General features: G+C 70.8%; 28 protein-coding genes and 2 pseudogenes. 17 read left to right on the forward strand and 13 right to left on the reverse strand.

From position 1 onward, the window contains the following. Nucleotides 1-55 precede the first annotated feature (55 nt). The 3 genes and pseudogenes from BGP03_RS16335 to BGP03_RS16345 all read left to right on the forward strand — a co-directional run. Nucleotides 56-700, forward strand: coding sequence for a TetR/AcrR family transcriptional regulator (locus BGP03_RS16335; RefSeq protein ID WP_296368571.1), 645 nt, complete (start codon nt 56-58; stop codon nt 698-700). Nucleotides 701-909: 209 nt separating this feature from the next. After that, entirely contained in the window at nt 910-1,611 is a 702-nt protein-coding gene (locus tag BGP03_RS16340) for an SDR family NAD(P)-dependent oxidoreductase (protein WP_363093897.1), read from the forward strand. A gap of 432 nt (nt 1,612-2,043) precedes the next feature. Beyond that, nucleotides 2,044-2,313 (forward strand): annotated as a pseudogene (locus tag BGP03_RS16345) (IS21 family transposase); the annotation flags it as partial. Nucleotides 2,314-3,172: 859 nt separating this feature from the next. Here the strand turns inward: BGP03_RS16345 and BGP03_RS16350 are convergent. After that, on the reverse strand, nt 3,173-3,739 hold the full coding sequence (locus BGP03_RS16350) for an STAS domain-containing protein (protein WP_296366556.1): 567 nt from the start codon (nt 3,737-3,739) through the stop codon (nt 3,173-3,175). Nucleotides 3,740-4,176: 437 nt separating this feature from the next. Between BGP03_RS16350 and BGP03_RS16355 the strand changes: the two genes are divergently transcribed. Genes BGP03_RS16355 through BGP03_RS35950 form a run of 4 tightly spaced genes read left to right on the forward strand, consistent with a single transcriptional unit; the run spans nt 4,177 to nt 5,136 of the window. Continuing rightward, entirely contained in the window at nt 4,177-4,479 is a 303-nt protein-coding gene (locus tag BGP03_RS16355; RefSeq protein WP_296366559.1) for a hypothetical protein, read from the forward strand. Between the two features lie 20 nt (nt 4,480-4,499). After that, nucleotides 4,500-4,646 carry a hypothetical protein gene (locus tag BGP03_RS35940; protein ID WP_363093899.1) on the forward strand — a complete coding sequence of 49 codons (147 nt, stop codon included), beginning with the start codon at nt 4,500-4,502 and terminating at the stop codon, nt 4,644-4,646. Nucleotides 4,647-4,651: 5 nt separating this feature from the next. Then, the gene (locus tag BGP03_RS35945; RefSeq protein WP_363093902.1) at nt 4,652-5,032 is read left to right on the forward strand and encodes a GAF domain-containing protein; all 381 of its coding nucleotides are present in this window, start codon (nt 4,652-4,654) and stop codon (nt 5,030-5,032) included. Further along, entirely contained in the window at nt 4,975-5,136 is a 162-nt protein-coding gene (locus tag BGP03_RS35950) for a hypothetical protein (protein ID WP_363093904.1), read from the forward strand. The genes BGP03_RS35945 and BGP03_RS35950 overlap by 58 nt, the downstream gene beginning before the upstream one ends. Before the next feature lie 91 nt (nt 5,137-5,227). Here the strand turns inward: BGP03_RS35950 and BGP03_RS16365 are convergent, their stop codons facing one another. Both BGP03_RS16365 and BGP03_RS16370 read right to left on the reverse strand, forming a co-directional pair. After that, entirely contained in the window at nt 5,228-5,509 is a 282-nt protein-coding gene (locus tag BGP03_RS16365) for an adhesin (RefSeq protein ID WP_296366562.1), read from the reverse strand. A 131-nt stretch (nt 5,510-5,640) separates the two neighbouring features. Next, the gene (locus BGP03_RS16370) at nt 5,641-7,371 is read right to left on the reverse strand and encodes an IS1634 family transposase (protein ID WP_298800931.1); all 1,731 of its coding nucleotides are present in this window, start codon (nt 7,369-7,371) and stop codon (nt 5,641-5,643) included. Between the two features lie 726 nt (nt 7,372-8,097). Between BGP03_RS16370 and BGP03_RS16375 the strand changes: the two genes are divergently transcribed. The 3 genes from BGP03_RS16375 (at nt 8,098) to BGP03_RS16385 (ending at nt 9,197) form a co-directional block, all read left to right on the forward strand. Continuing rightward, entirely contained in the window at nt 8,098-8,433 is a 336-nt protein-coding gene (locus BGP03_RS16375) for a DUF6247 family protein (protein WP_296366575.1), read from the forward strand. Between the two features lie 3 nt (nt 8,434-8,436). Next, nucleotides 8,437-8,688 carry a hypothetical protein gene (locus tag BGP03_RS16380; RefSeq protein WP_296366577.1) on the forward strand — a complete coding sequence of 84 codons (252 nt, stop codon included), beginning with the start codon at nt 8,437-8,439 and terminating at the stop codon, nt 8,686-8,688. A 215-nt stretch (nt 8,689-8,903) separates the two neighbouring features. Then, the gene (locus BGP03_RS16385) at nt 8,904-9,197 is read left to right on the forward strand and encodes a YggT family protein (RefSeq protein WP_296366580.1); all 294 of its coding nucleotides are present in this window, start codon (nt 8,904-8,906) and stop codon (nt 9,195-9,197) included. Here BGP03_RS16385 and BGP03_RS16390 read toward each other — a convergent pair. From BGP03_RS16390 to BGP03_RS16400, 4 genes are all read right to left on the reverse strand, one after another. Next, nucleotides 9,158-9,442, reverse strand: a complete 285-nt coding sequence (locus BGP03_RS16390; protein ID WP_298800933.1) for a hypothetical protein — start codon at nt 9,440-9,442, stop codon at nt 9,158-9,160. The genes BGP03_RS16385 and BGP03_RS16390 overlap by 40 nt on opposite strands. Nucleotides 9,443-9,515: 73 nt before the next feature. After that, nucleotides 9,516-10,625 (reverse strand): AI-2E family transporter, encoded by a 1,110-nt coding sequence (locus BGP03_RS16395; RefSeq protein WP_298800934.1) that lies wholly within the window; start codon nt 10,623-10,625, stop codon nt 9,516-9,518. A gap of 220 nt (nt 10,626-10,845) precedes the next feature. Further along, nucleotides 10,846-11,028: a DUF1206 domain-containing protein gene (locus BGP03_RS35955; RefSeq protein ID WP_363093922.1), complete on the reverse strand. Its 183-nt coding sequence runs from the start codon at nt 11,026-11,028 to the stop codon at nt 10,846-10,848. Nucleotides 11,029-11,099: 71 nt separating this feature from the next. Further along, nucleotides 11,100-11,255 (reverse strand): DUF308 domain-containing protein, encoded by a 156-nt coding sequence (locus tag BGP03_RS16400; protein WP_296366583.1) that lies wholly within the window; start codon nt 11,253-11,255, stop codon nt 11,100-11,102. Nucleotides 11,256-11,691: 436 nt separating this feature from the next. Here BGP03_RS16400 and BGP03_RS16405 point away from each other — a divergent pair, with 436 nt between their 5' ends. After that, the gene (locus tag BGP03_RS16405) at nt 11,692-12,165 is read left to right on the forward strand and encodes a BlaI/MecI/CopY family transcriptional regulator (RefSeq protein ID WP_296366591.1); all 474 of its coding nucleotides are present in this window, start codon (nt 11,692-11,694) and stop codon (nt 12,163-12,165) included. 1,226 nt (nt 12,166-13,391) lie between these two features. On the opposite strand, the pseudogene BGP03_RS16410 reads toward BGP03_RS16405, so the two are convergent. The 4 genes and pseudogenes from BGP03_RS16410 to BGP03_RS16425 all read right to left on the reverse strand — a co-directional run. After that, nucleotides 13,392-13,749, reverse strand: a pseudogene (locus tag BGP03_RS16410) (transposase); the annotation flags it as partial. Between the two features lie 70 nt (nt 13,750-13,819). Further along, nucleotides 13,820-14,461: a TIGR04282 family arsenosugar biosynthesis glycosyltransferase gene (locus BGP03_RS16415; protein WP_298800935.1), complete on the reverse strand. Its 642-nt coding sequence runs from the start codon at nt 14,459-14,461 to the stop codon at nt 13,820-13,822. 98 nt (nt 14,462-14,559) lie between these two features. After that, on the reverse strand, nt 14,560-15,969 hold the full coding sequence (locus BGP03_RS16420) for an MFS transporter (protein WP_298800936.1): 1,410 nt from the start codon (nt 15,967-15,969) through the stop codon (nt 14,560-14,562). Next, a complete protein-coding gene (locus BGP03_RS16425; protein WP_298800937.1) occupies nt 15,966-16,859 on the reverse strand; it encodes a TIGR04283 family arsenosugar biosynthesis glycosyltransferase in 894 nt (297 codons plus the stop codon). Before BGP03_RS16425 ends, BGP03_RS16420 begins: the two co-directional genes overlap by 4 nt. 151 nt (nt 16,860-17,010) lie before the next feature. On the opposite strand from BGP03_RS16425, the gene BGP03_RS16430 reads away from it, so the two are divergent. The 6 genes from BGP03_RS16430 to BGP03_RS16455 all read left to right on the forward strand — a co-directional run bounded on the left by BGP03_RS16430 (nt 17,011) and on the right by BGP03_RS16455 (nt 22,461). Then, nucleotides 17,011-18,714: a radical SAM protein gene (locus BGP03_RS16430; RefSeq protein ID WP_298800938.1), complete on the forward strand. Its 1,704-nt coding sequence runs from the start codon at nt 17,011-17,013 to the stop codon at nt 18,712-18,714. After that, nucleotides 18,704-19,429 (forward strand): TVP38/TMEM64 family protein, encoded by a 726-nt coding sequence (locus BGP03_RS16435; RefSeq protein WP_298800939.1) that lies wholly within the window; start codon nt 18,704-18,706, stop codon nt 19,427-19,429. The genes BGP03_RS16430 and BGP03_RS16435 overlap by 11 nt, the downstream gene beginning before the upstream one ends. 11 nt (nt 19,430-19,440) lie before the next feature. Next, nucleotides 19,441-20,652, forward strand: a complete 1,212-nt coding sequence (locus tag BGP03_RS16440) for a hypothetical protein (protein WP_298800940.1) — start codon at nt 19,441-19,443, stop codon at nt 20,650-20,652. 89 nt (nt 20,653-20,741) lie between these two features. Next, nucleotides 20,742-21,875 carry a methyltransferase domain-containing protein gene (locus BGP03_RS16445; protein ID WP_298800941.1) on the forward strand — a complete coding sequence of 378 codons (1,134 nt, stop codon included), beginning with the start codon at nt 20,742-20,744 and terminating at the stop codon, nt 21,873-21,875. Nucleotides 21,876-21,924: 49 nt separating this feature from the next. Next, complete coding sequence (locus BGP03_RS16450; RefSeq protein WP_298800942.1) at nt 21,925-22,053, forward strand: hypothetical protein; 129 nt, start codon at nt 21,925-21,927, stop codon at nt 22,051-22,053. 27 nt (nt 22,054-22,080) lie between these two features. Beyond that, nucleotides 22,081-22,461, forward strand: coding sequence for a peroxiredoxin-like family protein (locus BGP03_RS16455; protein ID WP_298800943.1), 381 nt, complete (start codon nt 22,081-22,083; stop codon nt 22,459-22,461). 112 nt (nt 22,462-22,573) lie between these two features. Here BGP03_RS16455 and BGP03_RS16460 read toward each other — a convergent pair whose 3' ends face one another. Beyond that, nucleotides 22,574-24,013: a permease gene (locus tag BGP03_RS16460; RefSeq protein ID WP_298800944.1), complete on the reverse strand. Its 1,440-nt coding sequence runs from the start codon at nt 24,011-24,013 to the stop codon at nt 22,574-22,576. Between the two features lie 230 nt (nt 24,014-24,243). Beyond that, nucleotides 24,244-24,504: a metal-sensitive transcriptional regulator gene (locus BGP03_RS16465; RefSeq protein WP_299736657.1), complete on the reverse strand. Its 261-nt coding sequence runs from the start codon at nt 24,502-24,504 to the stop codon at nt 24,244-24,246. Nucleotides 24,505-24,922 lie beyond the last annotated feature (418 nt).

The following is a 24,922-nucleotide window of genomic DNA, read 5'->3' on the forward strand; positions in this document are numbered from 1 at the left end:
GTTAGGGGCGGCTAACCTAGTCTGGGCGTGGCCAAGGCGGGCGATGGGGGAGTGGATGGCTGTCGTGGGTGGACACGGTGCGCGGTCCCTGCGAAAATCAGCGCTACTCCACGCTGCAGCCGATCTTTTCGCCGCGCGGGGCTATCATGCGGTGAGCATCGATGATCTTGGGCGATCTGTCGGGATCTCCGGTCCGGCGGTCTACCGCCACTTCTCCAGTAAGGCCGAAGTGCTGGCCACGTTGTGCAACGTCACGATGGACCATCTACTGGACGGCGCTCAGACGATCCTCGCAGATGAGACGGCACAGCTCTCCACCATCGGGCAGCTGGTCGCGCTGCACGTCGACTTCGCTGCGCGGGAACGCATCGTGCTCGCTGTGTACCTGCGGGAGCAACAGGAATTACCGATACGTGAGCTCCGGACGCTGAAGCGGCGCCAACGTGACTATGAGAACATCTGGTGCGGCGTTGTCGCGGCGCAGCGTCACGACCTGACCGAGATTGATATTCGGGCCGTCGTCAAAGTCATTCTCTCGATGCTGAACGGCACAGCGTATATCAAGGACAGCATCCCTCGCGCGAGACTTGTCGATCTGCTGCATCAGCTTGCGGCGGGAGCACTCGCAGGCGTCCACATCGACATCGGAGCCACAGCCCCTAAGGATGCTCCTGAAATAGGCTTGTCTGGGCATGGGTGACGGGCAGGGCTTCTAAGGGCAGTCTGGGTGGCGGTTGGGTTGGTCCCGGAGTGCAACTACGAGTTCAGCTCTGCGCGACGTTCCAACGTGTTTCCCCAGGTCAAGCCTAACATCGCGGCACTAGATGATCCGAATTACGCCGAACGCGGGACGGTGGGCGGACTGTTGGGGCGCGTCCGAACTGGCAGGTCGCGGCCCTCGGGTCGCAATTGTCGCGCGCTGGCGGACCGGTTTTGACCGAGCTGGCGAAGCGGCTGAAAGCCGATTGCGCCGAGGTAGATGTGATCGAGGCGGACATCACCGATGAGGCGGCCGCACGAGGGGCATTCGGGCAGGCGGTCGCGCGGTTCGGGTGGCTTGACATCGTCGTGGCGAACGCAAGCGTGATCTTGTTGGCCCGCTCGAGAACGCGCCAGTTCATGGAGTGGCAGCGGATGGTTGACATCAAAGTATTGGGGCTGCTGTTCATCGCGAATCCTGTGCTCCCGCACCTGCTTGAGGCTGCGTCCGCCGAGAAGCGCCGGGTCGCTGATCTCGTGTTGATCAGCAGCGCCGCGGGGCGCGTGCCCCCGCAATGGGAGCGGCGTCTTCGACCTCACCAAGCACGGAGTCGGCGTGTTCGGCGAGTCATTGCGCGAGGAGGTGGCCAAGCGGTCATCCGAGTCTCGCTGATCGAGCCGAGTGCTGTCACCACCGAGCTCGCCGGGCACAACCGCCCCGAGGTGCAGGAAGGATGCGAACGCGGTTCCAGGACGATGGAGCGGACGGACGCAGTCGACATCGCGGGGACGGTCTGGCCTGTCGGCACCCGCTGTCAACGACACCCGCCCGCGTCGGGTCGCGATCAACGAGGTGCTCATCCGCCCGACCGAACGGGGGCAGTGAGGCTGCGGGCCACCTGTCCGGCATGAAGCTGCTGGAGGTGTCGACAATCGGATTGCCAGTGCCGGCCGGGCGAGGTCGATGGCACGGACCGCGGCCAGGTCGTGCCCCGACCAAGACCTCGCATGCCACTCCGATTGGCCTGCGCATCTCGACGTCCTGCCGCCGATGATCTGGGCGATGGACAGCCACGCAGGTTGAGGTCACGGGCGTGGTGAGGTGTTGACCGACGGTTCGCGCCGGGTCCGGGTGTGTGTGCGACCACGGCCGGTGGCGGGCGGTGCCCGACGATCCCGGGAACCGGGTTCGGGGCATCGTGTTGTTGATGAACTGACGGCGGCCAGTCCAAACTCCCCGTAGGCGGCCATTTACCGCCCCGGTGACGGCCAGCGTTCTCCCCGCTGGCGGCCAGATATCTCCCCGGTGATCAACCACATGGTGCCGGCGGCGAGGGTCTGCCGGATCACCACACCGTGGCCCGGTATGTGGAGCTGCGGGAGGCCGGGCGGCCGCCGGTCGCCCGGGAGCACCGGGTCCGGCCGATCGATGAGTACCTGGACAAGATCGAGGAACTGGTCGTGCGCTCGGACGGGCGCGTGCGCGCCGACGTGGTGCACGAGCGGATCTCCGCGATGGGGTTCACCGGTGGTGAGCGCACCACCCGGCGCACGGTCGCGGAGGTCAAGGCGCGGCTGCACGCCGGGCAGCGGCGGGTGTTCCGGCCGTGGGTGCCGGCGCCGGCCACATAATGGTCAGAGCGATGACAGCCAGTTGAGCAGCGCTTCGTCGGACTTCCAGACCGGACGATGCCGCCAGCGGGGAGATTCAACTGGCCCTTGACAATGAACGCGTTCATCGATGAGCTGGTCATCACCCGGGCCGGCAGGCCCGATATCCGAGGGCACCGAGGTTGAGCTGCTCAGCCTGCCGGTCCCGGTGTGGGTCAATCACGCTCACAGCGGGGTGGGCGTGGGGCTGTTGATCGTGTGGGGGTCATGCCGCTCCGGCCTTCTGGCCGATCCTGCGGGGCAGGCCGGTCCGCCGGTGGTCGCAGCGGTGTCGCGGGGATCGGGCGGAGCGTCTTCGCGGACCGCGGCACGACCGCTGGGTGCGGCGGGTGGCGATGGGGCGGTGCGCGTCGCTGCGCGACGTTCGGGCTCGGTCGGTGTCCTCCACCAGCATCGGGTCATTCGGTGCACCCCCGGCTGGTTTGTCGTGCGGATCTTCCGAGACGTTGCGGTGCGGTGTGCGCCGATCGTCGGCGCACACCGGCGTCCTGAAGCTGGTTGTCCGATTCTGAAGCCTGATTGTGGGGCTGGGGTGGGTGCGGCCGTGGCGCCGCCTCGGTCACCGCGGCCGTGGCGAGGACACTGCGTTGGCTGGCTCGAGGTCCCACCTCCGGCCGTCTGAAGATCGAATGACAGGGATCAGTGGGCCCACCCGCCACGCCCGGGATGGTCTCAGGGTCAATCCTCGACACGGCCCCGGGCAATCCCGCGGTGCCAGTGCACGAGGAGTTCGATCAGCCGCGACTCGGTGGGGTCGGTCGAGGCGGGGGATGCGCCGTCGATGATCGCCTCGATGAGTTGATCATCTGCGTGGACGGCAGGAAGATGAACGGGGTCCTCGGGGGCATCCATGGATGGACTCCCTCCGGCATCCCAGCCAGATCGTTCCAGTCGCACCCCGCGGCGCTGGCGCGCGGCGCCGCGAGATCGGCGGTGGCGCGCGGTGATGCCCGCTCGGTGCCGAGTTGCGGGTCTTCTCCGGCCGGGCGCCTCGGGTGCCCGGTCGGTCGGTGCGCGACGCCTGGGCGGCCCGGTGGTGGCCGGCGCAGTGGGGATCAGGACGCATCCCGGTCCCGTGGTGGGCGTGATTGAGATCGGCCAGGTCGCAGATGTCGGTGCTGCCCAGGGCGGCGATGACGGCGGGGCTGGTGGCGACCAGCCGCAGCCAGCCCTGGCGCAGCGACAACCGCCGCGCGGCCGCGGCGAGCGCCGCCAGCGCGGCCGGGTCGCGCCGGCTGACCTGGGCGAGGTCGAGTACCAGGTAGCGGGCGCCGGTGTCGGGCACCGCGGCGCCGCAGGTGTCGAGTTGGGTGACGGTGGTGTGGTCGAGCACCCCGCAGGCCACGATCAGGGCGTGATCGGGTGCCATCGGGCCGTCCCGCATCAGCGGTGCCACGCCCGCGACGGGACGGAGCCCAAACCATGGTGCAGCGCTGCCGGCCGCGGCCGACCGGGGTGCGGGGCTCCGCCGATGGTTGACCTGTCCCGGTTGCGGGCGGAGCTGGCCGCGGCTGCCGGGCTCCCGGTGGGGAGCGGGCCCGGCGGATCTGTGCGGTGGGCGTCGCCGGGGTGCCGGTGGCCGGAGCGGCGATCTCGCTGATGGGTGATGCGAATCGCCGCGACATCCTCTAATCCAGCGACGGGCACGCCACCGAGCTCGAGGACCTCCAGTTCGGGCTGGGGGAGGGCCCGTGCCTGGCGGCGTTCGGTTCCGGGCGACCGGTGCTGGTCGCCGATCTGTGGGATCCCCGGATCCGCGGTGTCCGATGTTCGCCGCCGCGGCGGTGGCCCGGACCCCGGCGCGGGTTGACGTTCGCGTTCCCGTTGCAGATCGGGGCGATCGCGGTCGGGAGCCTGGACCTGTACCGGGTGACGCCCGGGCTGCTCACCGCGGCGGAGTTGAGCGCGGCGTTGCTGGTCGCCGACGCCGCGCTGTGGGCGCTGCTGGACCTGCGCACCCCGCGACCCGACACCGGGCCCGACCACACCGGCGACACGGGCGACCACCGGGACGGGGCCGGGGCCGGGGGCGGGGAGGGGTGGCTGCGGGTGCTGCATCGCGATCATGCCGTGGTCTACCAGGCCACCGGGGTGGTCCTCGGGTCGTGAATGGTGCGCGGGAGCGGGCGGTGTCCGAGGCGTTCGTCGAGCTGGTCGACACCCTGGTCGCCGATTACGACGTGATCGACGTGCTGTACCGGTCGGCGGAGTCGTGTGTGGAGCTGCTCGGGGTCAGGCGGCCGGGTTGTTGCTGGCCGATCAGCGCGGGAACCTGACCCCGTTGGCCGCGACCGAGGGCGCCCGGTGGCCGGCGTTCACCGCGGCGGCGCGGCGGGAGGGGGTCGTCTCGGTGCATGCGCTGCCGCTGCGGCTGCGCGCCGAGACCATCGGCGCGTTGAACCTGTTCGCCACCGCGGCGGGTTCGCTGCCCGAGGCGGATCTGCGGTTGGGTCAGGCGTTGGCCGATGTGGCGACCATTTCGATCCTGCACGAGCGGGCGCTGCGCCGCGGGGAGATCCTGGTCGAGCAGCTGCAGGGCGCGCTCAATGACCGGGTCGTGATCGAGCAGGCCAAGGGGTGCTCGCCACCCACGCGCACGTCGACGTGGACGAGGCGTTCACCCGGCTGCGCGGCCATGCCCGCGCCCAGCAATTGCGGCTGACCGACCTGGCCCGTGACGTGGTCACCGGCCGGGCCGACCTCACCGCGATGCTGGGATCCGCGGCGGTGCCGCCCGGCCCGAGCTGGCGGCGCCCGGGATGGTGACCCGGTGGTCGTGGCGCGCCGGCGGTCCGGCCCGGATGGGAGGCGGTGACCCGGGGTCGGTCGCCCGGCCCGGCGCCGCCCGGCGGGGTGTTCAGCGGTCGCGCAGGAAGAACGCGGGCCGGTCGGTGACCTGCGCGTCGAGGGTCCGTGTGTGCAGCCGCCCGGCCGCGGCGGGGTCGAGGAACACCCGCACGTCGTGGCGGGTGATGACGCGATCGGTGGCGCCGGGCCGGGCGGCCAGGCTCATCGCCAGCGACGCCCGGCCCGGGTGGCCGCGGGTGATGCTCATCCGCAGCCCCGATCCCGGCCCCAGCCGGGCGTCGGTGATCAGCGACCGGATCAGGACCGCGGCGTCGTCGGTGAATCCGAACAATGTGAACCCTCCTGTCCCCTGGGTTCCGCAGCTGTCGTGCGATGAAAGTGCCCAGATACGGGGTCTGAGCTGGGCAAACGGGTGCCGGCCTGGTGACATGTCGTGTCACTAGGCGCGCGTGTTGTGCCTGGTCAGCGCGTTGTGGGCTGCTCGGGGTCGAGGTCGAGGATCCGTGGGGGCAAGGCGATGTCGAGGGCCTGGTGCAGCCTTCGGGCCTCGGCGCTGGGCGGGGTGGTCTGGCGGAACAGCCCGGCCGGGCCGGTGAACGTGCCGACGTGCAGGCGTTGGAGCTGGTCGCGGGCCCGCGGCCAGGTCGTGGCGGTGTCAGCAGTGGCGGCGCGGGTCTCGACGATCCGGGCCAGGAGCAGCGCGAGCCAGCAGAGCAGGACGTGGGCGCGGATGCGGTCCTCGAGCCGGTGATAGACCGGGCGCAGGTCCAGGACCTGCTTCATGTCGCGCCAGCCACGCTCGACCTCCAACAGCTGCTTGTAGCCCAGCGCGATGTCCTCGGTCGACAGGTTCGGATCCGAGGTGCGCAGCAGATACTTCCCGTCCAGCTTCGCGTCCGCGGCGATCTTCGCGGCATCGACACGGAGCAACCCGCTCGGGGTGACGCGCAGGAACCGGTTCAGCCCGGGCTTGGTGGAGATGACCCCGCGCGGCTCGGCCCGCTTCGTCGCCGACAACCGGTCGGAGCCGGCGATCATGGCTTCGAGTCGTTCGAGCAGGTTCACGCGGACCGCGGCGTCGCGGGTGGCGGCGTCGGGGTTGTGGCAGACCACGAACCGCTCCGACTCGCTGATCTTGACTTCCTTGACCCGTAGGTTCGCAGTCACGTCCTGGTAGCGGCCCTGTCGTGCCATCGCCGCGGCCGCCTCGGCGGACCCGGAGCGCATCTTCTCGCCCAGGATGTAGCCGCCACCGCCGGCGGTCAGGTGGCGGCGGTTCTGCGCGGAGGTGAACCCGCGATCAGCCACCCAGATGACCTTCCCCAGGGTCCAGTCCCGCAGCTCGTCACGGACCTGGCGGATGAGCGGGGAGTCGCTGGTGTTGCCCGGCCAGCACCACACCCGCACCGGGATCCCGTCGCGGGTCACGGCCATCCCGACCACCACCTGCGGGAGGTCGTCGCGGGAGTCCTTGGACTTCCCGCGGCTGCGGAACCCGGCCCGGCCGGTCGCACCCGCCGGCGGCTCATCCGCCCCGTCGTCGGTGCTGTCGTCCTCGGGCTCGACGACCCGGCCGTGCTCATCACGCCAGAGCGGCTCGTCGGGGTCCTCGGTCTCGAAGTAGGTCGAGGTGGTGTCGAAGAAGATCAGATCGACTTCGAGGTTGAGCAGGTGCGCGACGGCGTCGAACACCCCGCGCGCGAGCTGGTCCTCGACCGCGATGAGCCAGTCCATCGCCCGGTAGCAGGCGTCGTCAGACACCGTGTCGAGGCCGGGGATGTGCACGTCGTGGGCGACCCAGCCGGTGGCGGCCAGCTTCGAGGACGGCGCCAACGCCCGGTTCGCCACGAGCGCGAACAGGACCCGTTCCACTACCGGATCCCGCCGCGTCTTGGCCGCGAGACCGCGCAGCAGGGTGTCGATCCCGAGGCGGTGCCACAGCCCGTCGAGTAGCCACGCCCCGCCCAGCGGCCGGGACTCCACGAACTCCAGCCCCGGGACCCCGACCACGCGAGCCCGGTCCGGGCCCGCCGAGACGGCGTCGACACCCACCACCCGGGTCAACGCGCCGATCAGGCGCTCGATCGCCGGCCGGTCGAGCTGATCGGCGCGGCCGAAGGAGTACAGAACCTTCGTCCGGGCGGTCTTCGCGGTCGGGTCCCACTCGTTGTGGGCCAACTGCAGGTAGGACACCTTCGAACCGTCCCGGTTCCGCCGGGTCGAGGTACGCACGAACACGCCACCAGACCTTACACGACCCAAAGCAGCTCACAGCTCCAGACGCGGCCAAGTCGTGTTACTAGGGCTTTCACCGTGCTGGACCAAGTCGCATCGCGCTGACCTGCATCAACACTCGTGATCATGCACCAGATCACACGTTAGCTGCGGAACCCAGGCCGTCCAGTGCCTGACCCGCAACCGTTCGGTGGTGAGCGAAAATTCCACGCTCGCACCGTAGCCCCGGACGGCGCCGCGAAGCGGACAATGCCGCCATCCCCCGGTGCGCGCCCCATGCGGGATCCCGTCGAGAACGACGTTCGCGTTCGTCGACGCGCACCCGGGCACGCACATCGCCGGCCCGCTCGGCACGATGCAGGCCGGTGCACCACACGCCCGCCGACGATGAGTGGCCGGGATGACTTGCGCCGTGAGCCGGTAGCCGCTGCGATGCCCGCCGTACGAGCGACCCGACCGGCTGCTCGGCCCTGCTTCGCTCGCCTCGCTTGGCGAGTTCCGATCGGGGTCCTATACGGGCGTCTGACCGCGAACAGCGACACGCCCGGCCAGCATCGTCCGAAACCCGTGTTCGAAATCGAGCGGGTCGCGGACGACTGTGCCGGCGTTCCGCCCGTCACCGTGGGCCGGCTGGTCCCGGCTGGGTGCGGGGCCTGAGCGGGTTTCGCTGGCTAAGGTGTGCCCATGAGCGCTGCCGCCGCTTTCGACCCGCCCGCTCGCGCTGGGGTGCCGTTTGCCGACGCGTCGCCGGCGCAGGTGCGGGCCGCACTCGTCGCCGAGGACGCCGAGCGGTTCGATCGGCAATGGCGCGAGGTGATGGCCCGCGCTACCGAGGATCTCGATCTCACCGAGGTGACCGCCATCCTGGAATCGTGGCGGCGGGTGGCCTGGGTGACTACGGCCAACGGTCCCGATGCCTACCGCCGGATGCTGGCTCAGGCCGAGCACACGTTGCGCACCGGTGAGCGCCCTGTGGGCACGGTGGCGTGGTCGCAGTTGCGAGTGGAGCTCGGTCTGTAGGACGTGAGCTACGCGATCGAGCTCTATCCCGACGCCCGGGACCAGATCACGGCGCTGCCCGGGGAGGCGTTGCTCCCGATGGCCGAGGTGATGGCGATGTTGGAGCTGACCCCGTGGAACGGTGCGCCGTTGAACCGGGACAACCCCGACGGGGCCGTGCGCACCCTGCCCTTCGGCCGGTTCGGCTTGATCACGTACCTGATCCTGGACGGCCAGCGGCGCGTTGACGTGCTCAACGTCGTCTGGCCCGGCTGAACCCTCCCGACCCGGGGACGCGCGTCATCGGCCGACACTGGGCCGGCGGCGCGAGGGCAGAAGATCGTCATACTTCGTGACGTCGGGCAGAGCCGGGTGATGGTCGGTCGAGGGGGTGGCGGCCGGGGCGTTGCCGCAACCTCCATCATCGGCATCGTCGAGGCAGGGGAGGGATACGCCCGCCGCCGATGCTCGTGTCGGTCCAGGATGACAATGTGGCCCTGATACTGCAGTTCGTCCTCTGCTACCTGCTGGTCGTGTTCTGGCTGCTGCTCACCGCCCGGCTCGTGATCGAGATTGTGCGTTCCTTCGCTCGGAGCTGGACACCCACCCGCTCCCGCGCAGTGGCCCTCGAAGTGATCTACTTGGCCACCGGCCCGCCCGTGAAACTCTTGCGCCGACTGATCCCGACCGTCCGCATCGCCGGTGTCGGACTGGACTTGTCGATCATGATCGTGTTTGTCGTGGTCTACATCGCGATGAGCATCGCCCACCCTTCGACCGTGTGAGCGAGGCCCGGTCCGAGGCGACCGGCGGCGAGCTGGTCCGTCGTGGCCGCCATCATCGTGTCGAGGTCGGGCGTGTGGTCGGTGCGGACCGCGTACACGAGCGGCCCTGAACCGGTGGCATCCGGCTGATCGACTGGTACTTCGTCGTCCTGGCTATGGAGGACGTCCTCGGTACCGTCGGCCGGTGCGGGCTCGACGACGAAGGTGCGGATCCGCATCCCTTCTTGGCGGGCGGCCCGGCGCATCCCGGCCCCGCCCGGTATCGAGGTCGACGTCGAGATCGGCGAGCCGCCGGCACACCTGTGCCGCGCGCTGGTATCAGGCGCGGTCCAGGCGGGGGGTGATGACCTCGCGGAGGACCAGCAGCAGGGCGGCGGCCAGGGGGATCGCGACCAGGGCGCCGATGATGCCGAGCAGGCCGGCGCCGAGCAGCACGGCGATCACGGTGAGCAGGGCGGGGACCTTCATGACCCGGCCGATGATGCGCGGCACCAGCAGGTAGTCCTCGACCAGGCGGTAGAGCACGTAGAACCCGGCAGTGAGCAGCGCGGTCAGCGGGGACACGGTCAACGCGACCAGGCTGGCCACGATCCCGCCGATGGTGGACCCGACGACCGGGACCAGGTCCAGGATCGCGACGAACAGCCCTAACAGCAGCGCGTAGGGCACCCCGAAGGTCAGCAGCCAGATCACCGTGACCGCGCCGGAGATGATCGAGATGGCCAGGTTGCCCAGCACGTAGGCGCCGACCTTGGCGATGATCTCGTCGCCGATCAGGATGACTCGGGGGCGGCGGCTGTCGGGCGCGAGCCGGTAGAGCCCGGCCCGGACCCGGGGTAGGTCGGCAAGTAGGTAGATGGTCAGCACCACCACGATCAGGGTGGAGCCTAGGGCGCTGAACACCGCTGCCCCGGCGCCGAGGACCCCGCCGGCCACGTTGGGCAGCGATCCGCCGCTGAGGACCTGGTCGAGGTTCTGCTGGAGGTGGAACCGGTCGTTGAGCTGCCCGAGCAGCGAGTTGTGGTCCTCGGCGGATTGCAGGTAGCCGGGAAGTTGTGCCACGAGCTGACCGGCTTGGTCGACCAGGACCGGGATCGCGAGGGCGAGGAACCCGCCGACCAGAGCGAAGCCGGCCACCACGACGGTGGTCACCGCGGCCCAGCGCGGGAACCGGTGGCGCGCCAGCCAGGACACCGCCGGTTCCAGCCCGACCGCGATGAACAGCGCCAGCCCGATCAACACCAGCACGCTGCTGACCGTCACCAGCGCCTCGACCAATCCGACGGTGACCGCGACCCCGGCCGCGCCGGCCATCCCGACCCAGAACGGGGCCCGCCGATCCCACGGCTGGCCCGGCCGGCCCATCAGATCGCTGTCGGTACTGATCCGGGCCGCCTCGGCCTCCGCGTCGGCGACCGGTCCTTCCACGTCGCCGTTGTGCGGCTGCGCGACATCGTCGTGATGTCCCCACTCGGCCTGAGGATCAGCGCTGCTCGTGTCGCCCGCGCCGGCGAGGGTCCCGACCCCGTGCCCGGTATCACTCTTCTCGTGGTCGCCGTGCGGCCCGTCGTTCGCAGTGGCCGGTGATCGGGCCATCATTGAGCCTCTCGGTAAGGTCGTCGGCCTGGGCCTGCGCGCACAGACCGGGTCAGACGCGGTGGTTGCGGCGTCGAACATCAGAACACGCCGTAGGCGCCCCAAACCCGACCGCGACCACGATCAACAGCAGCGTCCCGTAAGGCTGGGCGGCGAGGGCCTGAGCGCGGTCGAGCCCGAAGGACGTGTCCGGGCGGAACGGGATCGCGGCGGCGACGACCAGCAGCCCGATCAGGCCGAGCGCGGCAACCCTTGGCCATCGATCCGATCAGGCCGAGACCGACGGCGCGGCGGCGGGCGCGGCGGTCAGTACCAGTGATTGCGCCCGCCCACGGCGCGGCCGGTACGGCCGAGCACCAGCAGCACGATGCCGACGATCAGCAACAGGCCGCCGAGGTAGTACAAGAGGCTGATGCTGGTGAGATAGCCGACTACGAGCAGGATCAAACCGAGAATGATCATGTTTGTCCTTCGGACGAGGAATATCCGCGAAGGGTAGGTCCCACACGGCTATCTCGCCGTGCGAGATAGCAGCGGTGGCTGGGACGGCCCGAGGTGCCGCCCGGGAGGGCGGGGAGACCGGGCGGGGCCACGGCGGCCCGTGGTGTGGTCGTGGTGCGCGTGCTGCTGGACGAGCCTCCCAGCTGTCGAACCTGTGTTCGAGGCACGGTGGCTTCGTCGGCGGTCGTGCTGGCCGCGACGCGCCGGAGGGTCGATTCGCCAACCCGCGCACACCGCCGGGACCACGGACCCTCGGGTCGCCTTGCCTGGGCCGGCCGCGAGCGACCCACTACGACCCGCACCTGGCCCCCGGTGGGACAACTCGACAGGACTGCCGGGGCACTGGGCCGATGGGGGGCTTGTGGACCTTGACCTGTCCGGCGGTGACACTGGCGGGATGAGTCGGCTGGGTAGCCTCGAGCGTGCGGTGATGGAGACGCTGTGGTGTGCCGGGCGGCCGTTGACCGCGCGGCAGGTGCGCGATGCGTTGCCCACCCCCGATCTGGCGACGACCACGGTGCTGACAGTGTTGCACCGGCTCGGTGGCAAGGGCCTGGTCGGTCGGGAACGACACGGCCGCGGCTATCTCTATCAGGCGGTGGGTACTTTCCCATGGCCATGGACACCGAGTCGTACCGGCTACAACCCCAGCATGACTACTGGGCCGCGAGCGCGCCGCGACGTTGCAACTGCTCTGGGGTATCTGCCGTCAAGAGCCCTCCGCTTCGCGCTCGACGGCCATCGCGACGGTGATGACATAACCGCGCTTCTCTCCCAGCAGCGGGGATCCTCGAGGAGCAGTTGCTCCATCCGTTGTCAGAGCTTCGTCACGGCGAGCCCATCGTCCCGGGTACGGGTGCGAGGGGCCTGATCTGCGACTGTTTGACGCTGAGTCAAACGGTCACCGCTCGAACTCATTGACTGTAGGTCTGGAGCAAAACTGGAGCACAGACCTGACGTAAACCGGCGAGAACTGCGCTCAACCGCGTCGAACTGCACCACTATGACATGCACAGAGTCTGTTTTCGCAGGTCAGGACCATTGCCGGGCCGGGCTGGGGGTCAAGGGGTCGCAGGTTCAAATCCTGTCGTCCCGACGGCCGGAACGGGCGGTTCCCTTCGACGGGGGAACCGCCCGTTCTGCGTTCTGACCTGCGGCTATTTGCTGGCGCTTGATCACTGAAGTTGATCTATAGTGGATCTTGCCTGACCGGCGATGTGCACGGTTCTGGAGCAAATCTGGAGCACGGCGTCCGCAGCGGTGAAATGTGGTCACGGTTTGCTCCAGACTTATGAGCAGGTTCACATCGGTTCGGTGCAGTTGGGTGTAGTTCGCTGTAGCTGGCCTCGTGCGTCGTTTCTGCTGGCGAGGTGTTGTCCGGGCCTGGTCAGGGGGTCCGCCGTGGGCTGGTCGTCGTTCTGTGGGCCGCTCAGGGGCCCCGGGTCGCGTCCTGCGGCGGTCCTTGGGTCGGTGGCGGCGGCCGGTAGGCATGGCCGTGAGTTCGCACCAGGTCGGGCCGCCGCCCCGGCAGGACTCGAACGTGTGCACCCAACAAGGCATTTTGCGAACCTGAACCTGCAGGTAGACGGCTTGCCATTCGCTGTGCGTGCTGTCCTTGCCAAGACGCGGCGCGACGGCTACTGCACCGGCCGTCGATCTGACTGATCTAAGGGATCGTGTCGCAGGTTTGAATCCCTGGCACGGCTCGTACAGCATCTGCACATGCGGCGCTGCTGGTCAGCGGCCGGAGCACCGTTGTGCGGCGCCGGCTGCGTCGGCGGCCCTGATTCTTCATAGCGCCGTGCGATCAGGCGCGAGAACTCAAACCAGCCGACGCTGTCGGTCACGTCCCCTAGCGAAGGTCACCCGATATCGCTGGCGGGCTACAGCATCCCAACACCGTGGACGAGATCCGCGACGGCCTGAGCCGCGCGGGCCAAGGGAGTTCGTGGAGCGCCGGATGCGGGGGAGAGTCGCATGTCCGGCGCGGAGGGCGGGCCGGGGAAACGGGCTGGTCACAAGGCCAGTACCGCGCGCCGGTCCGACCCCTACTTCACCGCCTGGTCGTCGCAGCGGCCGGGTAGTGACAGCACGGTTTTCATCGATCCCTTCCAGCCGTCGTTGGCGTTTGCGCACGATCACCGGATTGAAACTGGCGTCCCGGTCGCGGGGAGCCTCGATCTCGGCCGGCCCGATTCTCGGTGAGCACCGTCTTGGTGCGGGTCCCGTTGCGGGAGTTCCCGCCATCGCGCCCGGCCGGGTCATGGCGGTCGTAGCCCAGGTGCTCGGACATCTCCGCGTCCAGCGTGGTCTCGAGCACCGTCTTGGTCAACGCGGTGAGCAGTCCGCCCGGGCCGATGAGCTCGACTCCCTTGGCGCGCGCTGCTTCTAGGAGTTGCTGGGCGAGTTGGAGCTGATCAATCCGACCTGGCACAGCCCCGATCGTCTCGGTCATGGCTGGTTCTTCCCCCGAGCTGCGCTCGGCGTGTTGGACCGGGTACACCGTCTGTCGGACAGTCCCGCGGCTACCCGCGCCGGGGGAGTGGGGGTCTCGCGGATCGCAGTATCGCGGCGATCTCCGGTGGTAGTCGGGGGTCGGACAGCATGGTGGTGGCGTCGGTGGGGGTGTCGAGATCGTGTTCGGGGTCGATGAACCCGAGTTGGAGCCCGGCCGCGGCGGCCCGCTCGGCGGTGTGGTTGGCGACGTGCGGGCCACCCCACGCGCTGGTCGGGAGGGCGAATATCCGGGGGTCGGGGCGGGCGAGGGCGATGAGGTAGTAGCCGCCGTCGTAGGCCGGGCCCAGGACGACGTCGCAGCCCTGGGTCAGTTGGGTGGCGGCCGTGCTCAGGTGCGCGCGGCGCAGGACGGGGCAGTCGGTGCCGATGAGGATCACCGGGCCGGGCCGTCGGGTGGCGGCGACCGCGACCGCGTCGGCCATGCGTTCACCGAGGTCGGCGCCGCGTTGGGGGAACAGCGTGAGTCGTCGCCCGACGAGTGGCCGAATCAGCGCGGCGGCGTCGGGCGGGGTGTGGGCGAGGAAACCGCGGCCGCCGTCGAGGGTGGCGGTGTGGCGGATCAGGGCTTCCTGTAGCCGGGCGCATCCCTCGGCGCCCAGTAGCGGGTGGAGTCGGGTCTTCACCATTCCCGCGACCGGGGCCCGCGCCATGATCACCAGCGTGGGTCGCCGCCGCGGCGCTCTCCGGTGACGGGCCGTGGTGGCTACCGGTCGCCAACGGCGTATCCGCTCGCCCTGCTCCGCGCCGGTCACGCGGTCGCCGGCCGGGCGCTGATGGTGAGGGTCTCCAGCGGGCGGCGGGCGGCCTCGAGGCCCCCGGTCGAGGCGTAGAGGGCCATGGCGGCGGCGCCGATGAGCCAGAACCCGGCGACGAGCAGGTAGGACACGCCCGGTCCGAGGGTGGCGGCGAGGCTGGGCAGGGCCAGGGTGCCGACGATGGCCCCGACCCGGCCGATCGCGACCGAGATACCGACCCCGGTGGCGCGCAGGTGGGTGGGGAACAGCTCGGTGAACGTCGGGTAGGCCGAGGTCCAGGCGGCGGTGCCGAACGCGTTGGCGATGACGAACGCCACGGTCACCCATGCGGCGCTGCCGGTGGCGGTCGCGGCGGCGAGGAGCCCGACGCCGATCGCGGCGGCGGTGTAGGTGGTGATGACGGTGACGCGGTGACCGATCCGGTCGAACACGACGCTCATGGCCAGCCCACCGGCCAGCGCGCCGAGGTTGCCGATGATGTAGAAGAACGGGATCTGGGCCTGGGAGATGTGCACCAGCGGCAGCACGACCACCGAGAGCAGCGCGAACAGCCCGTAGTAGCCGAACGCCTCGGCCAGGTCCAGCATCGCGCCCAGCGCGAGCCGGGCGGGATGGTCGCGGACCAGTTCGCGCAGCGCGGCCCGCAGCCTCAGCGGCGCGGGCCCGGCTCCGTCCGCAGCCGTCACCCCGGAGGCGGCGCCGGTGCTGGACTCGAGGGCGGACACGATCTGGTCGGCCTCGGTGTGGCGGCCGCGGGCCGCCAGCCAGCGCGGCGATTCGGGAATGCGGCGGCGGAAGACCAGCACGATCAGCGCCAGCAGCCCTCCGAGGATGAACATGTAGCGCCACGAGGTGCCCGCGTCGAGCGCGAGGGTGCCGAGCAGCAGGTAGGCCAGCAGCGCGGCGAGGACAGCACCGGCGGGCCAGAAGTTCATCACGATCGCGTTGGCCCGTCCGCGGACCCGGGCCGGCATGAACTCCGCGATCGCGGAGTTGATGATCGCGTACTCGGCGCCGACCCCGAGCGCGGCGAGGAACCGCAGCACGTAGACGACCCCGAGCGTCGGCGCGAGCCCGGTGAGGACGGTGAACGCGGCGTACCAGAGCAGTGTCGCCACGAACAGCCGGCGGCGTCCGAAGCGGTCGGTGAGCCGCCCCCCGGCCAGCGCGCCGAGCAGGATGCCCGAGAGCCACACCGCGAGCACGGCGGTGCGGGCCAGCACCGAGGCGTCGAAGTGGTCACCGAGCGGACCGACGGCGCTGGAGAACAGCTGGACCTCGAACGAGTCGAACAGCCATCCCGCGCCGAGCGCGAGCAGGATGGTGGTGTGCCGGGCGCTCCACGGCAGCCGGTCGAGCCGCGCACCGATCGTGACGGGCCTGGTCTCACCTGCGGGATTCATCGATCGCCTCCGGTGCGCGGGTCGGGACAAACGGGGATCAGCGAGGCAGACGCCGTGGGCACCTGTGGGGCGACGGGTGGGGTTTGGCGGCGGCGCGGGCGGGGGCCGGCGGCGTAGCGCCGCGCCAGCGCGGCGGGGTCGGCGCCGGCGAAGTAGCGCAGCTTGAGCCACTGCATGAACACCAGCATCCGCAGCGTGCCGTGTTCGGTGAACCGCCGAGCCGAGGCGGTACAGGTCGCGGGCAACACGACCGTGCGCCCGGTCCGGGCCAGCCGGCGGGAGAACTCGAGGTCCTCCATGACCGGCAGGTCGGGGAACCCGCCCAGGGCGTCGACACTGCAGCGGCGCACGAACATCGCCTGGTCGCCGAAGATCCAGTGCAGCCGCCGCGCCCGGGCGTTGGAGGTGGCCGCGACGAAGTCCAGGCCTGGGGAGCTCCGGTCGAAGCGCAGGGTCAGGCCCCCGCCCACGACCGCGGGATCGGCCAGGGCCGCGCGCAGCTGCCCAAGCGCGGCCGGGTCGACGCTGGTGTCGACGTGCTGGACCCACAGCACCTCACCGCTGCTGTGCGCGACACCTGCGTTGAGCTGGGGGCCGCGGCCGCGGGGGCTGCGCACCAGCCGCGCGGGCGGGCGCACCAGGTCCGCGGTGGTGTCGACCGATCCGCCGTCGACCACCAGGACCTCGCAGCCGGGGAAATCGCGCGCCAGCCGCGCCAGCATCGCCCCGACCCGGGTTTCCTCGTCCAGCACCGGCACGATGATCGACACCGTGAGATCGGCGGGGGCTGCGCCGGCCTGGCGGGCCGGGTCCGGGGCACGGGTCGGGGTGGGGTCGGGGTCGTGCCCGTCGGGATCGTGTCCGTGGTGCACTCCGGTGTCGCGTGCCACAGGCCGCCCTTCCTCGTCCGGGGGTGATCGGCAGGGGAACCCGGCGGGGGCGGGAACGCTTCCGCGATCTTTCGATCCGAGGGAAGCACGGAGGGCTGCGGCGGGTTCCCAGCCCGACACGGAACCGACGACGGTGGAAGAGGACGGCTGCGTGACGAGGCTGGCGATCTGTGGGGGCCCCTACTCCAATCCCTACGCGTTGCGCGCGTTCGTGGCGCAGGCGCGCTCGCGTGGAGCGGACCGGCTGGTGTGCCTGGGCGACTTCGGTGCCTACGGCGCGGAACCGGAGGCGATCTGGGCGTTGCTGGTCGACAACGGGATCGAGTGCATCGCTGGGAACTACGAGGTCGCGATCGGCGGCGGGCAGACCGATTGCGGCTGCGGCTACAGCGACGACGCGGACAACGCGTTCGCCGCGATCGCCTACGACTACACCTTCGCCCACACCTCAACCGGCTTCGCGGCATGGATGCGCACGCTCGACACCGAGCACCGGGAAACCATCGACGGGGTCGATGTGCACCTGGTGCACGGCTCGACGTTGGCGGTCAACGACTTCTGGTGGGAGTCGCTGTCGCCGGACCAGCACGAGCTGCGGGTCGCCGAGTCGAACGCCGACGTCATCTGCTGCACCCACACCGGGCTGCCCTGGACCCGGCGGGTCCCGCGCCGCGGCGGCGGGGAGACCCTCGTGGTGAACGTCGGGGTGCTCGGGCGCCCGGCCAACGACGGCGCCACCCACGTCTGGTTCGCGCTGCTCGACCTGGGCTGCGACGCCGCGGACGGGGTGGCGTCGGTGGAGCTGGTGGCGCTGGACTACGACTGGGCCGCGCAGGCGGCCTCGATCCGCGCCGCCGGACTGCCCGAGGCGTTCGCGCAGTCCGTCGAGACCGGGTACTGGACCACGTGTCTGGAGATCGTGCCCCCGGCCGAGCGATCCCGCGGGCGCTACCAGCTCTACAAGTCGGCGCTGCCGGACTTCTCCGGCGCGGCCGTGTCCTGGGCCGACCTGTCGGAGGTTCCCGAGGACGGGCTGCCGGTGCTGCCGCTGTTCGGCTCGGCAATGTTCCCGCCGCGGCTGTGGCTCTACACCAACTTCCACTGCAACCTCGCCTGCGACTACTGCTCGGTCGCCTCCTCGCCGCAGGCGCCGCGCCGCGAGATCGGCATGGAACGGTTCCGCGCCCTAGTCGACGAGGCCGTCGAGGAGGGGTTCACCGAGCTGTATGTCACCGGCGGCGAGCCGTTCCTGCAGCCCGACATCGTCGACAAGCTGTTGTACGCCACCGATCACCTCGATGTGGTGTGCTTGACCAACGGGATGCTGTATCAGGGGTATCGCCGCGAGCAGTTGCGGCGCCTGGCCGGGCGGACGCGGCTGACATTGCAGACCTCCCTCGACGGTGCGCAGCCGCACCTGCACGACGTGCACCGCGGCCGCGGGTCCTGGGCCGCGGCGATGGAAGGGCTCGACATCGCGCTGGGGTTGGGGTTGCCGGTGCGGGTCGGGATGACCGAGACCCTGCAGAACGCCGACCACGTCGAGCCGCTGCGGGACCTGCTCGCCGCCAAGGGTGTCCGCGGCCGCGACTTCGCCGTCCGCCCGCTGGTCAAACGCGGCCACTCCGACGACGGGATCCCGATCGGGGCCGACAGCACGGTGCCCGAGCTGACCGTCACCGCCCAGGGCTGGCACTGGCACCCCGCCGGCGCCGACGTCGACACCTCTCCCGACATGCTCCTCGCCGGAGCGGACGTCTCGATGAGCGAGGCCAAACGCCGGATCGTGGAGACGTTTCTGCGGATGCGTCAGGCCGACGGATCGCTGCCACTGGTCTACAACTGTGCGGTCTGACAACAGCGTGGCGGGCGGGAGCGGCACGAGCCGGCCGCCCGGCGTCCCGTGGCGCCGTGCGCTCGTACTGGTGCTGCTCCTCGCCGGGGGCGCGGCGCTCGTCGCGGCGGCGGGTGTGCCACCGGTCGAGGAGATCCGCAGCTGGGCGCGGCAGGCCGGGTGGGCGGGGCCGGTGCTGTTCGCGGCGCTGTATGCCGGGCTGAGCCTGACCCCCGCGCCGGTGGTCGTGCTCAGCATCGGCGCCGGGGTGCTGTTCGGACTGCCCGTCGCAGCCGGATCGGTGCTGGTGGGGGCCCTGGGCGGGGCGGCGATCGGGTTCGGGCTCGCCCGGGGGCTGGGCCGGGCCACGGTCAGGCAGCTCGGCGGCGACCGGCTGGCGCGGCTGGACGGGCTGCTGCGCCGCCGCGGTGTGCTCGCGGTTATCGCGGTACGGCTGGTCCCGCTGCTGCCGTTCACGACGCTCAACTACGCCTGCGGTCTCACCGCGGTCCGGGCCCGCGACTACCTGCTCGGCACCGCGCTCGGGATCGTGCCCGGCACGCTCGCCTACGTCACGATCGGCGCCTTCGGGGCCACCCCGGGCTCCGCCCCGGTCCTGCTCGCGCTCGGCGGCCTGGCCGTCCTGGCCGTCACCGGGATCGTGACCGCCCGCCGCCGTCACCAGCTCGGCCGTGACGTGACCGCCCCGCCCGCCGAGCCGGCGCCCGGCCGGTGAGGAGACACCCGATGACGACACCACCACGGCAGGTCGCGATCCTCGGCGCCGGGCCCGTCGGGCTCGACGCCGCCCTGGCCTGCGCGGACGCCGAGCTGCCGTTCACCGTCTACGAAGCCGGGGCCACCGTGGGAGCACACGTCGCGGCCTGGGGCCACGTGCGGCTGTTCACCCCGTGGAGCATGAACCTGTCCCCGCGGATGCGCACCCACCTGCCCGACCCGCCCGAGGGCGCGATCTGCCCGACCGGGACCGAGCTCTGGGACTCGGTGCTGCGCCCGCTCGCAGCCGGCCCGGCGCTTGCCGGGCGGATCCGGCTGGCGCACCGCGTCATGGCGGTGGGACGCACCGGTCTGCTCAAACACGAGGAGATCTCCACCGCAGCCCGCGCTGCGGCACCGTTGCGGCTGCTGATCGACGGGCCCGGCGGCGAGCAGGTGCACTCCGCCGACCTGGTTCTGGACTGCACCGGCACCTACGGCCAGCCCAACCCGACGGGCGAGGGCGGTATCGCCGCGCCGGGCGAGACCGGGCTGGGCGAGCGGATCGTGCGCACCCTGCCCCCGCTAGACACCGACCGGGACCGGGCCCGCTGGCGGGGCACGGTCCTGCTCGTCGGCGCCGGGAAGTCCGCGCAGACCGCCGCGCGCAGCCTCGCCGCGCTCCCCGGCACCCGCCTGCACTGGGTGATCCGCGATCCGGACCCGGGCTGGGGCGAGATCCGCGGCGACGCCCTGCCCGGCCGCCAGGACCTCGTCGACACCGCCCGCCGCCTCGCCGCCGGTGACAACGCCCGCGTCACCGTGCACACCGGTGCCACGATCCAATCGCTTCATGCCGACCACGGACGGGTCCGGGCGCTGCTGGGGTCACCGCACGGCCCGCGGGAACTGCTCGTCGACCACCTGCTGAGCCTCACCGGGTACGTCGGGGACGCCGGGCTCTACCGGCAGCTGCAGGTCCACGAGTGCTACGCCACCGCCGCACCGATGAACCTCTCCGCGACCCTGCTCGACACCGCAGTCTCGGACTGCCTGGCCCAACCCGCCGTCGGCGTCGACGCGCTGCGCACCCCCGAGCCCGGGTTCTTCGTTCTGGGCGCGAAGTCCTACGGCCGGCTGAGCACGTTCTTGCTGCGTGTGGGCTACGAGCAGGTCGACCAGATCATCGGCAGCTACACCCCGCAGAACGTGTCCACCGCGCAACCGGTGCCACCCCGATGAATCCCGGAGGTTCGATGAGCCAGATATCCACCACAGCGGGTACCACCGCTGCCGCCCCACACCCACCAGTCGCCGATCAGGAGCAGGCGGTGGCACGACGCTACAGCGCGAGCGCGCAGCAGGTCGAGGCGGCGCTGTGCTGCCCGGTCGACTACGACCCGCGCTTCCTGGCCGCGATCCCCGCGGCCGTGCTGGAGCGTGACTACGGATGCGGGGACCCCAGCCGCTACCTCTCCGCCGGTGAGACGGTGTTGGATCTGGGCTCGGGCACCGGGAAGATCTGTTTCATCGCCTCCCAGGTCGTCGGCCCGGGCGGGCGGGTGATCGGTGTCGATGTCAACGACGACATGCTCTCCGTGGCGCGCGCCGCGGCGCCGGTGGTCGCCGAGCGGGTCGGGCACGGCGGCGTGGAGTTCCGCAAAGCCCGCATCCAGGACCTGGCCCTGGACCTCGACGCGCTGCAGCACTGGCTCAGTGTTCGTCCCGTCACCGACCTCGACGCGCTGGCCGCGCTGGAGACCGAGCAGCGACGGTTGCGCGTCGAGGAGCCGCTGATCGCCGACGACGCGGTTGATGTGGTGATGAGCAACTGCGTGCTCAACCTGGTCGCCACCGAACAGAAGACCGCACTGTTCGCCGAGATCTTCCGGGTCCTGCGCCGGGGCGGGCGGGCGGTGATCTCCGACATCGTCGCCTCCACCGAGGTACCCGCGCGGCTGCGCGCGGACGCGGAGCTGTGGAGCGGCTGCATCTCCGGGGCGCTGCAGGAGAGAGCGTTCCTCGCGGCGTTCGAGCAGGCCGGGTTCCACGGCATCCACCTCGTCAAGCGGGATGTGCAGCCTTGGCGGGTGGTGGAGGGCATCGAGTTCCGCGCCGTCACCGTTGTGGCCTACAAGGGCAAGCACGGCGAGTGCCGCGATCATGGCCAGGCTGTGATCTACCCGGGCCCGTTCAAGGCGGTCCTCGACGACGACGGGCACGTCCTGCACCGGGGCGTGCCGAGCGCGGTCTGCGCGAAGACCTTCCAGCTCTACACCCGGGCCCCCTACACCGGGTTGTTCGAGCTGCTCGAACCGGTCGAGCCCATCGACCCGCACACGGCGCCTGCGTTCGCGTGCACCACCCCCGCCGCCCTCACCACCGCCGACCCGCAGCCGCCGACCCGGCGCGACGTCGCCGGGCTCACCCGCCCCGGCGGCGACCCGGCCGCCGGGTGCTGCTGACCGGCCGTCGGAGCACCGCGTCCAACCCGAGATCGAGAGTGAGTACGCCATGCGTGATCAGCCCGTCCAGCTGTCGCTGGCCGGTATCGAGCTTCCCGACGTCGACACCGGCGACCCGGTGCATCTGGGCGCTCTGGCCGGGGTGTGGGTGCTGACCCTGATCCGGCACCGCTATTGACTGCCCTGCCAGGAGCACCTGGTCCAGGTGCAGCACCTTCTCCACGGAACCGGCATCGGCCTGGTCACCATCGGGTTCAGCCCGCCGCAACCCCTGCGCGAGCTGGCCGAACACCTGCACTTGAGCGGCCCGATGCTCGCTGACGAGCAGCGCACCGTCTACCGGCTGCTCGGGCTGCGCCGGGCCCCGGTGTGGCGGGTCTACTCGCCGGGCACCCTCGCCTTCTACGCGCGGGCCCGCCTGCGCGGCCGGCAGTTGCAGCGCCCCGTCGAGGACACCCGTCAGCTCGGCGGGGACGCGATCGTCACCGACGGCGTCATCACCCGCCGGTGGCGGCCCCGCAGCCCCGACGACCGGGTCGCCCCCGAGCGTCTGGTCTGCGCCGCACGCTCGGCCGCCGGCTGCTGAGACGGCCCGGTCCGCCTCACCCGGCGGGTCCAGCGCCGGCCATGCCGGGTATCGGAACGGCGGGCGCTGACATGCCGGGTGGAGTCCCGGGCGGCGCCGGGTTGACCGTCTGCTACCGGGCTCCGGTGTCGGCGGGCGCGTAGCGCACCGGGTCGGAGCGGAAGCTGTCGCGGCACCCGGTCGAGCAGAAGTGGTAGCTGTGCCCGGCGTGTTCGGCGGTCCCGGCCGCGTGCTGCGGGTCCACGTCCATCCCGCATACCGGATCGACCGCGGCGTCGGCGGAGCCTGCGCCGCCCGCCGGGTTGCGCTGCGCGCCGGTAGCGAACTTGGCGGGATCGGTGGTGAACCGCTCCCGGCACCGGTCGGAGCAGAAGTACAACAGCTGCCCCTGGTGCTCGGCCGTGGCCGGAGCGTTGGCCTTCTCCACCTGCATCCCGCACACCACATCGGTCGCGTACCCGCCACCACCGCCGAATCGGTCCCGGCTGCGGTACAGCCAGTAGATCCCCGCGAACACCACCAGCGCGATGATGTTGAGGATCGTGGTGTAGTCCCAGTGCACCCCGGTCGGCACCACGGTGACCGGACGCGTGGCCGGCACCAGATGCACGGCGGTGAACAGGTACTCCGTGGCCAGCCCGGCCACGCTCATCACCAGCCAGAACGCCCCCAACAGCCGCAACGCGACCTTCGTGCCGTAGAACTTGCGGTAGATCAGTACCAGCGGCAGCGCGATCAGGTCGGCGAAGATGAACGCGATCGTGCCGCCGAAGCTGATCCCGCCGTGCCACAGCGCCGCCGCCAACGGCACGTTGCCCACCGAGCACACGAAGCTGACCAGCGCGATGAACGGGCCCAGCACCGCGTTCTCGATGCTCGACCACGCCCCGTGCCCGGGCACGAACAGCACCTGCCACACCGCGCTCGGGACACCGGCGAGGAAGCCTGCGATCAGCAAGCCACCGAGGAGTTCCTTGCGCAGCATCGTCAGGTCCGACACCGTGTAGCCGGCGGCGTCGGCCCACGCCCCGGGGCTGCGCAGCCGCTCGCGCAGCGCCACAACCTCGGTGTCCTCGTCGGTTCCGCTGGTCGCGGCGAGCCGCTGCTGCACCCGCGCCAGCAGGTCGGCGGGCAACACCCGGGGCAGCACCACCGCCAGCAACGCGATCATGATGGCGCCGCCGACGAACTGGGCGAGCGCGAACTGCCAGCCGATCAGCAGCCAGATCACCAGCCCGATCGCGATGTTGAGGTTGGTGGAGGCCAACATGAAGATCATCGCCGCGGTGAAGTTCGCCGAGCGGGCGAACAACGACCGCGCCAGCGCGCTCGCCGCATACGAACACGACGAACTCGCCGCCCCCAGCAGCGACGCCCGGGTCACAGAGCCGGCCGTGAGCCGGCCCAGCACCCGGTGCATCGCCCGACGCGAGGCGAAGGCCTGCACCATCCCGGACAGTGCGAACCCCACCACCAGCGCCCACAAGGTGTCCCACAACATGTAGAACGCCATCGCGACGCCGTCACTGACGATGTGCCATGCGGTGTCCATTCGGGTCACTCCTTCCGATTCCGCTTCCGGGCGCGGTGTCCGCGCCAGATCCCGCGCCAGATCCCGCGCAGTTCCCCGGCCACGAAGCCCAGCCGCCGCGCCGGCGAGGTCGAGCAGTCGGGCACCGTCTCACCGGTCTGTCCGTCGACCGGGCACGCCGGCAGGCGCGGCTCGTCATTGGTGGGTCGTGGCGTCTGCGGCATCCGCGGAGTCCCTTCTTCGTCGTGCGGTCAGCGATGGCGGAAGATCACGCCCATCAGCTCGTCGTAGATCAACGGGTCGCCGCCGGAGATCGCGTCGGTGACGCAGCTCTGCAGGTAGTTGCGCATGACCTTCTTCGCGACCCCGTCGAGGGCCTTCTGCGCGGCCGCGATCTGATCGAGGACATCGACGCAGTAGCGGTCCTCGTCGATCATGCGGTTGACCCCCAGCACCTGCCCCGAGGCCTTCGACAACCGCCGGCGCAGATCCGCCTTCAGCTCCTCATCCATGTAGGCGCCCCTGCTCGGCACCGCGCATGCCGCGACCGGTCCCGGTTCCTGCTCCACGCTCCGACCTCCCCGATCCCCACCCACTGTTCACTCTCTGTGATGTGCCCCTGGGGGGTATCACGCCTGGGGAACCCGAGCGCGGGCTGCCCTATTCCGCGGGTCTGGGGCAGCCGGCCCCCGCGAGAAGCTGCGGCATCGGCGGGCAGTGTCACGGATGGCCACGGACGTGCGTGCCGCCGGTAGAGCGACTCCGCCGCGCCGCGTCACCGACCTCGCTCGCTGCGCAACCCCATTTCGGGTCGTCGGCATTCGCTCCGGCCGTGCTGTCCCGCCGATCGTGTACAGCCGCGGCCGACACCGAAGGCCGACGCACCGAACAGGGGTTCCTCCTGATGCGGGCCACACGAGATCCCGCGAC

The sequence above is a fragment of the Pseudonocardia sp. 73-21 genome, assembly GCF_001899645.1.
In the GTDB taxonomy this organism is placed as follows: domain Bacteria; phylum Actinomycetota; class Actinomycetes; order Mycobacteriales; family Pseudonocardiaceae; genus Pseudonocardia.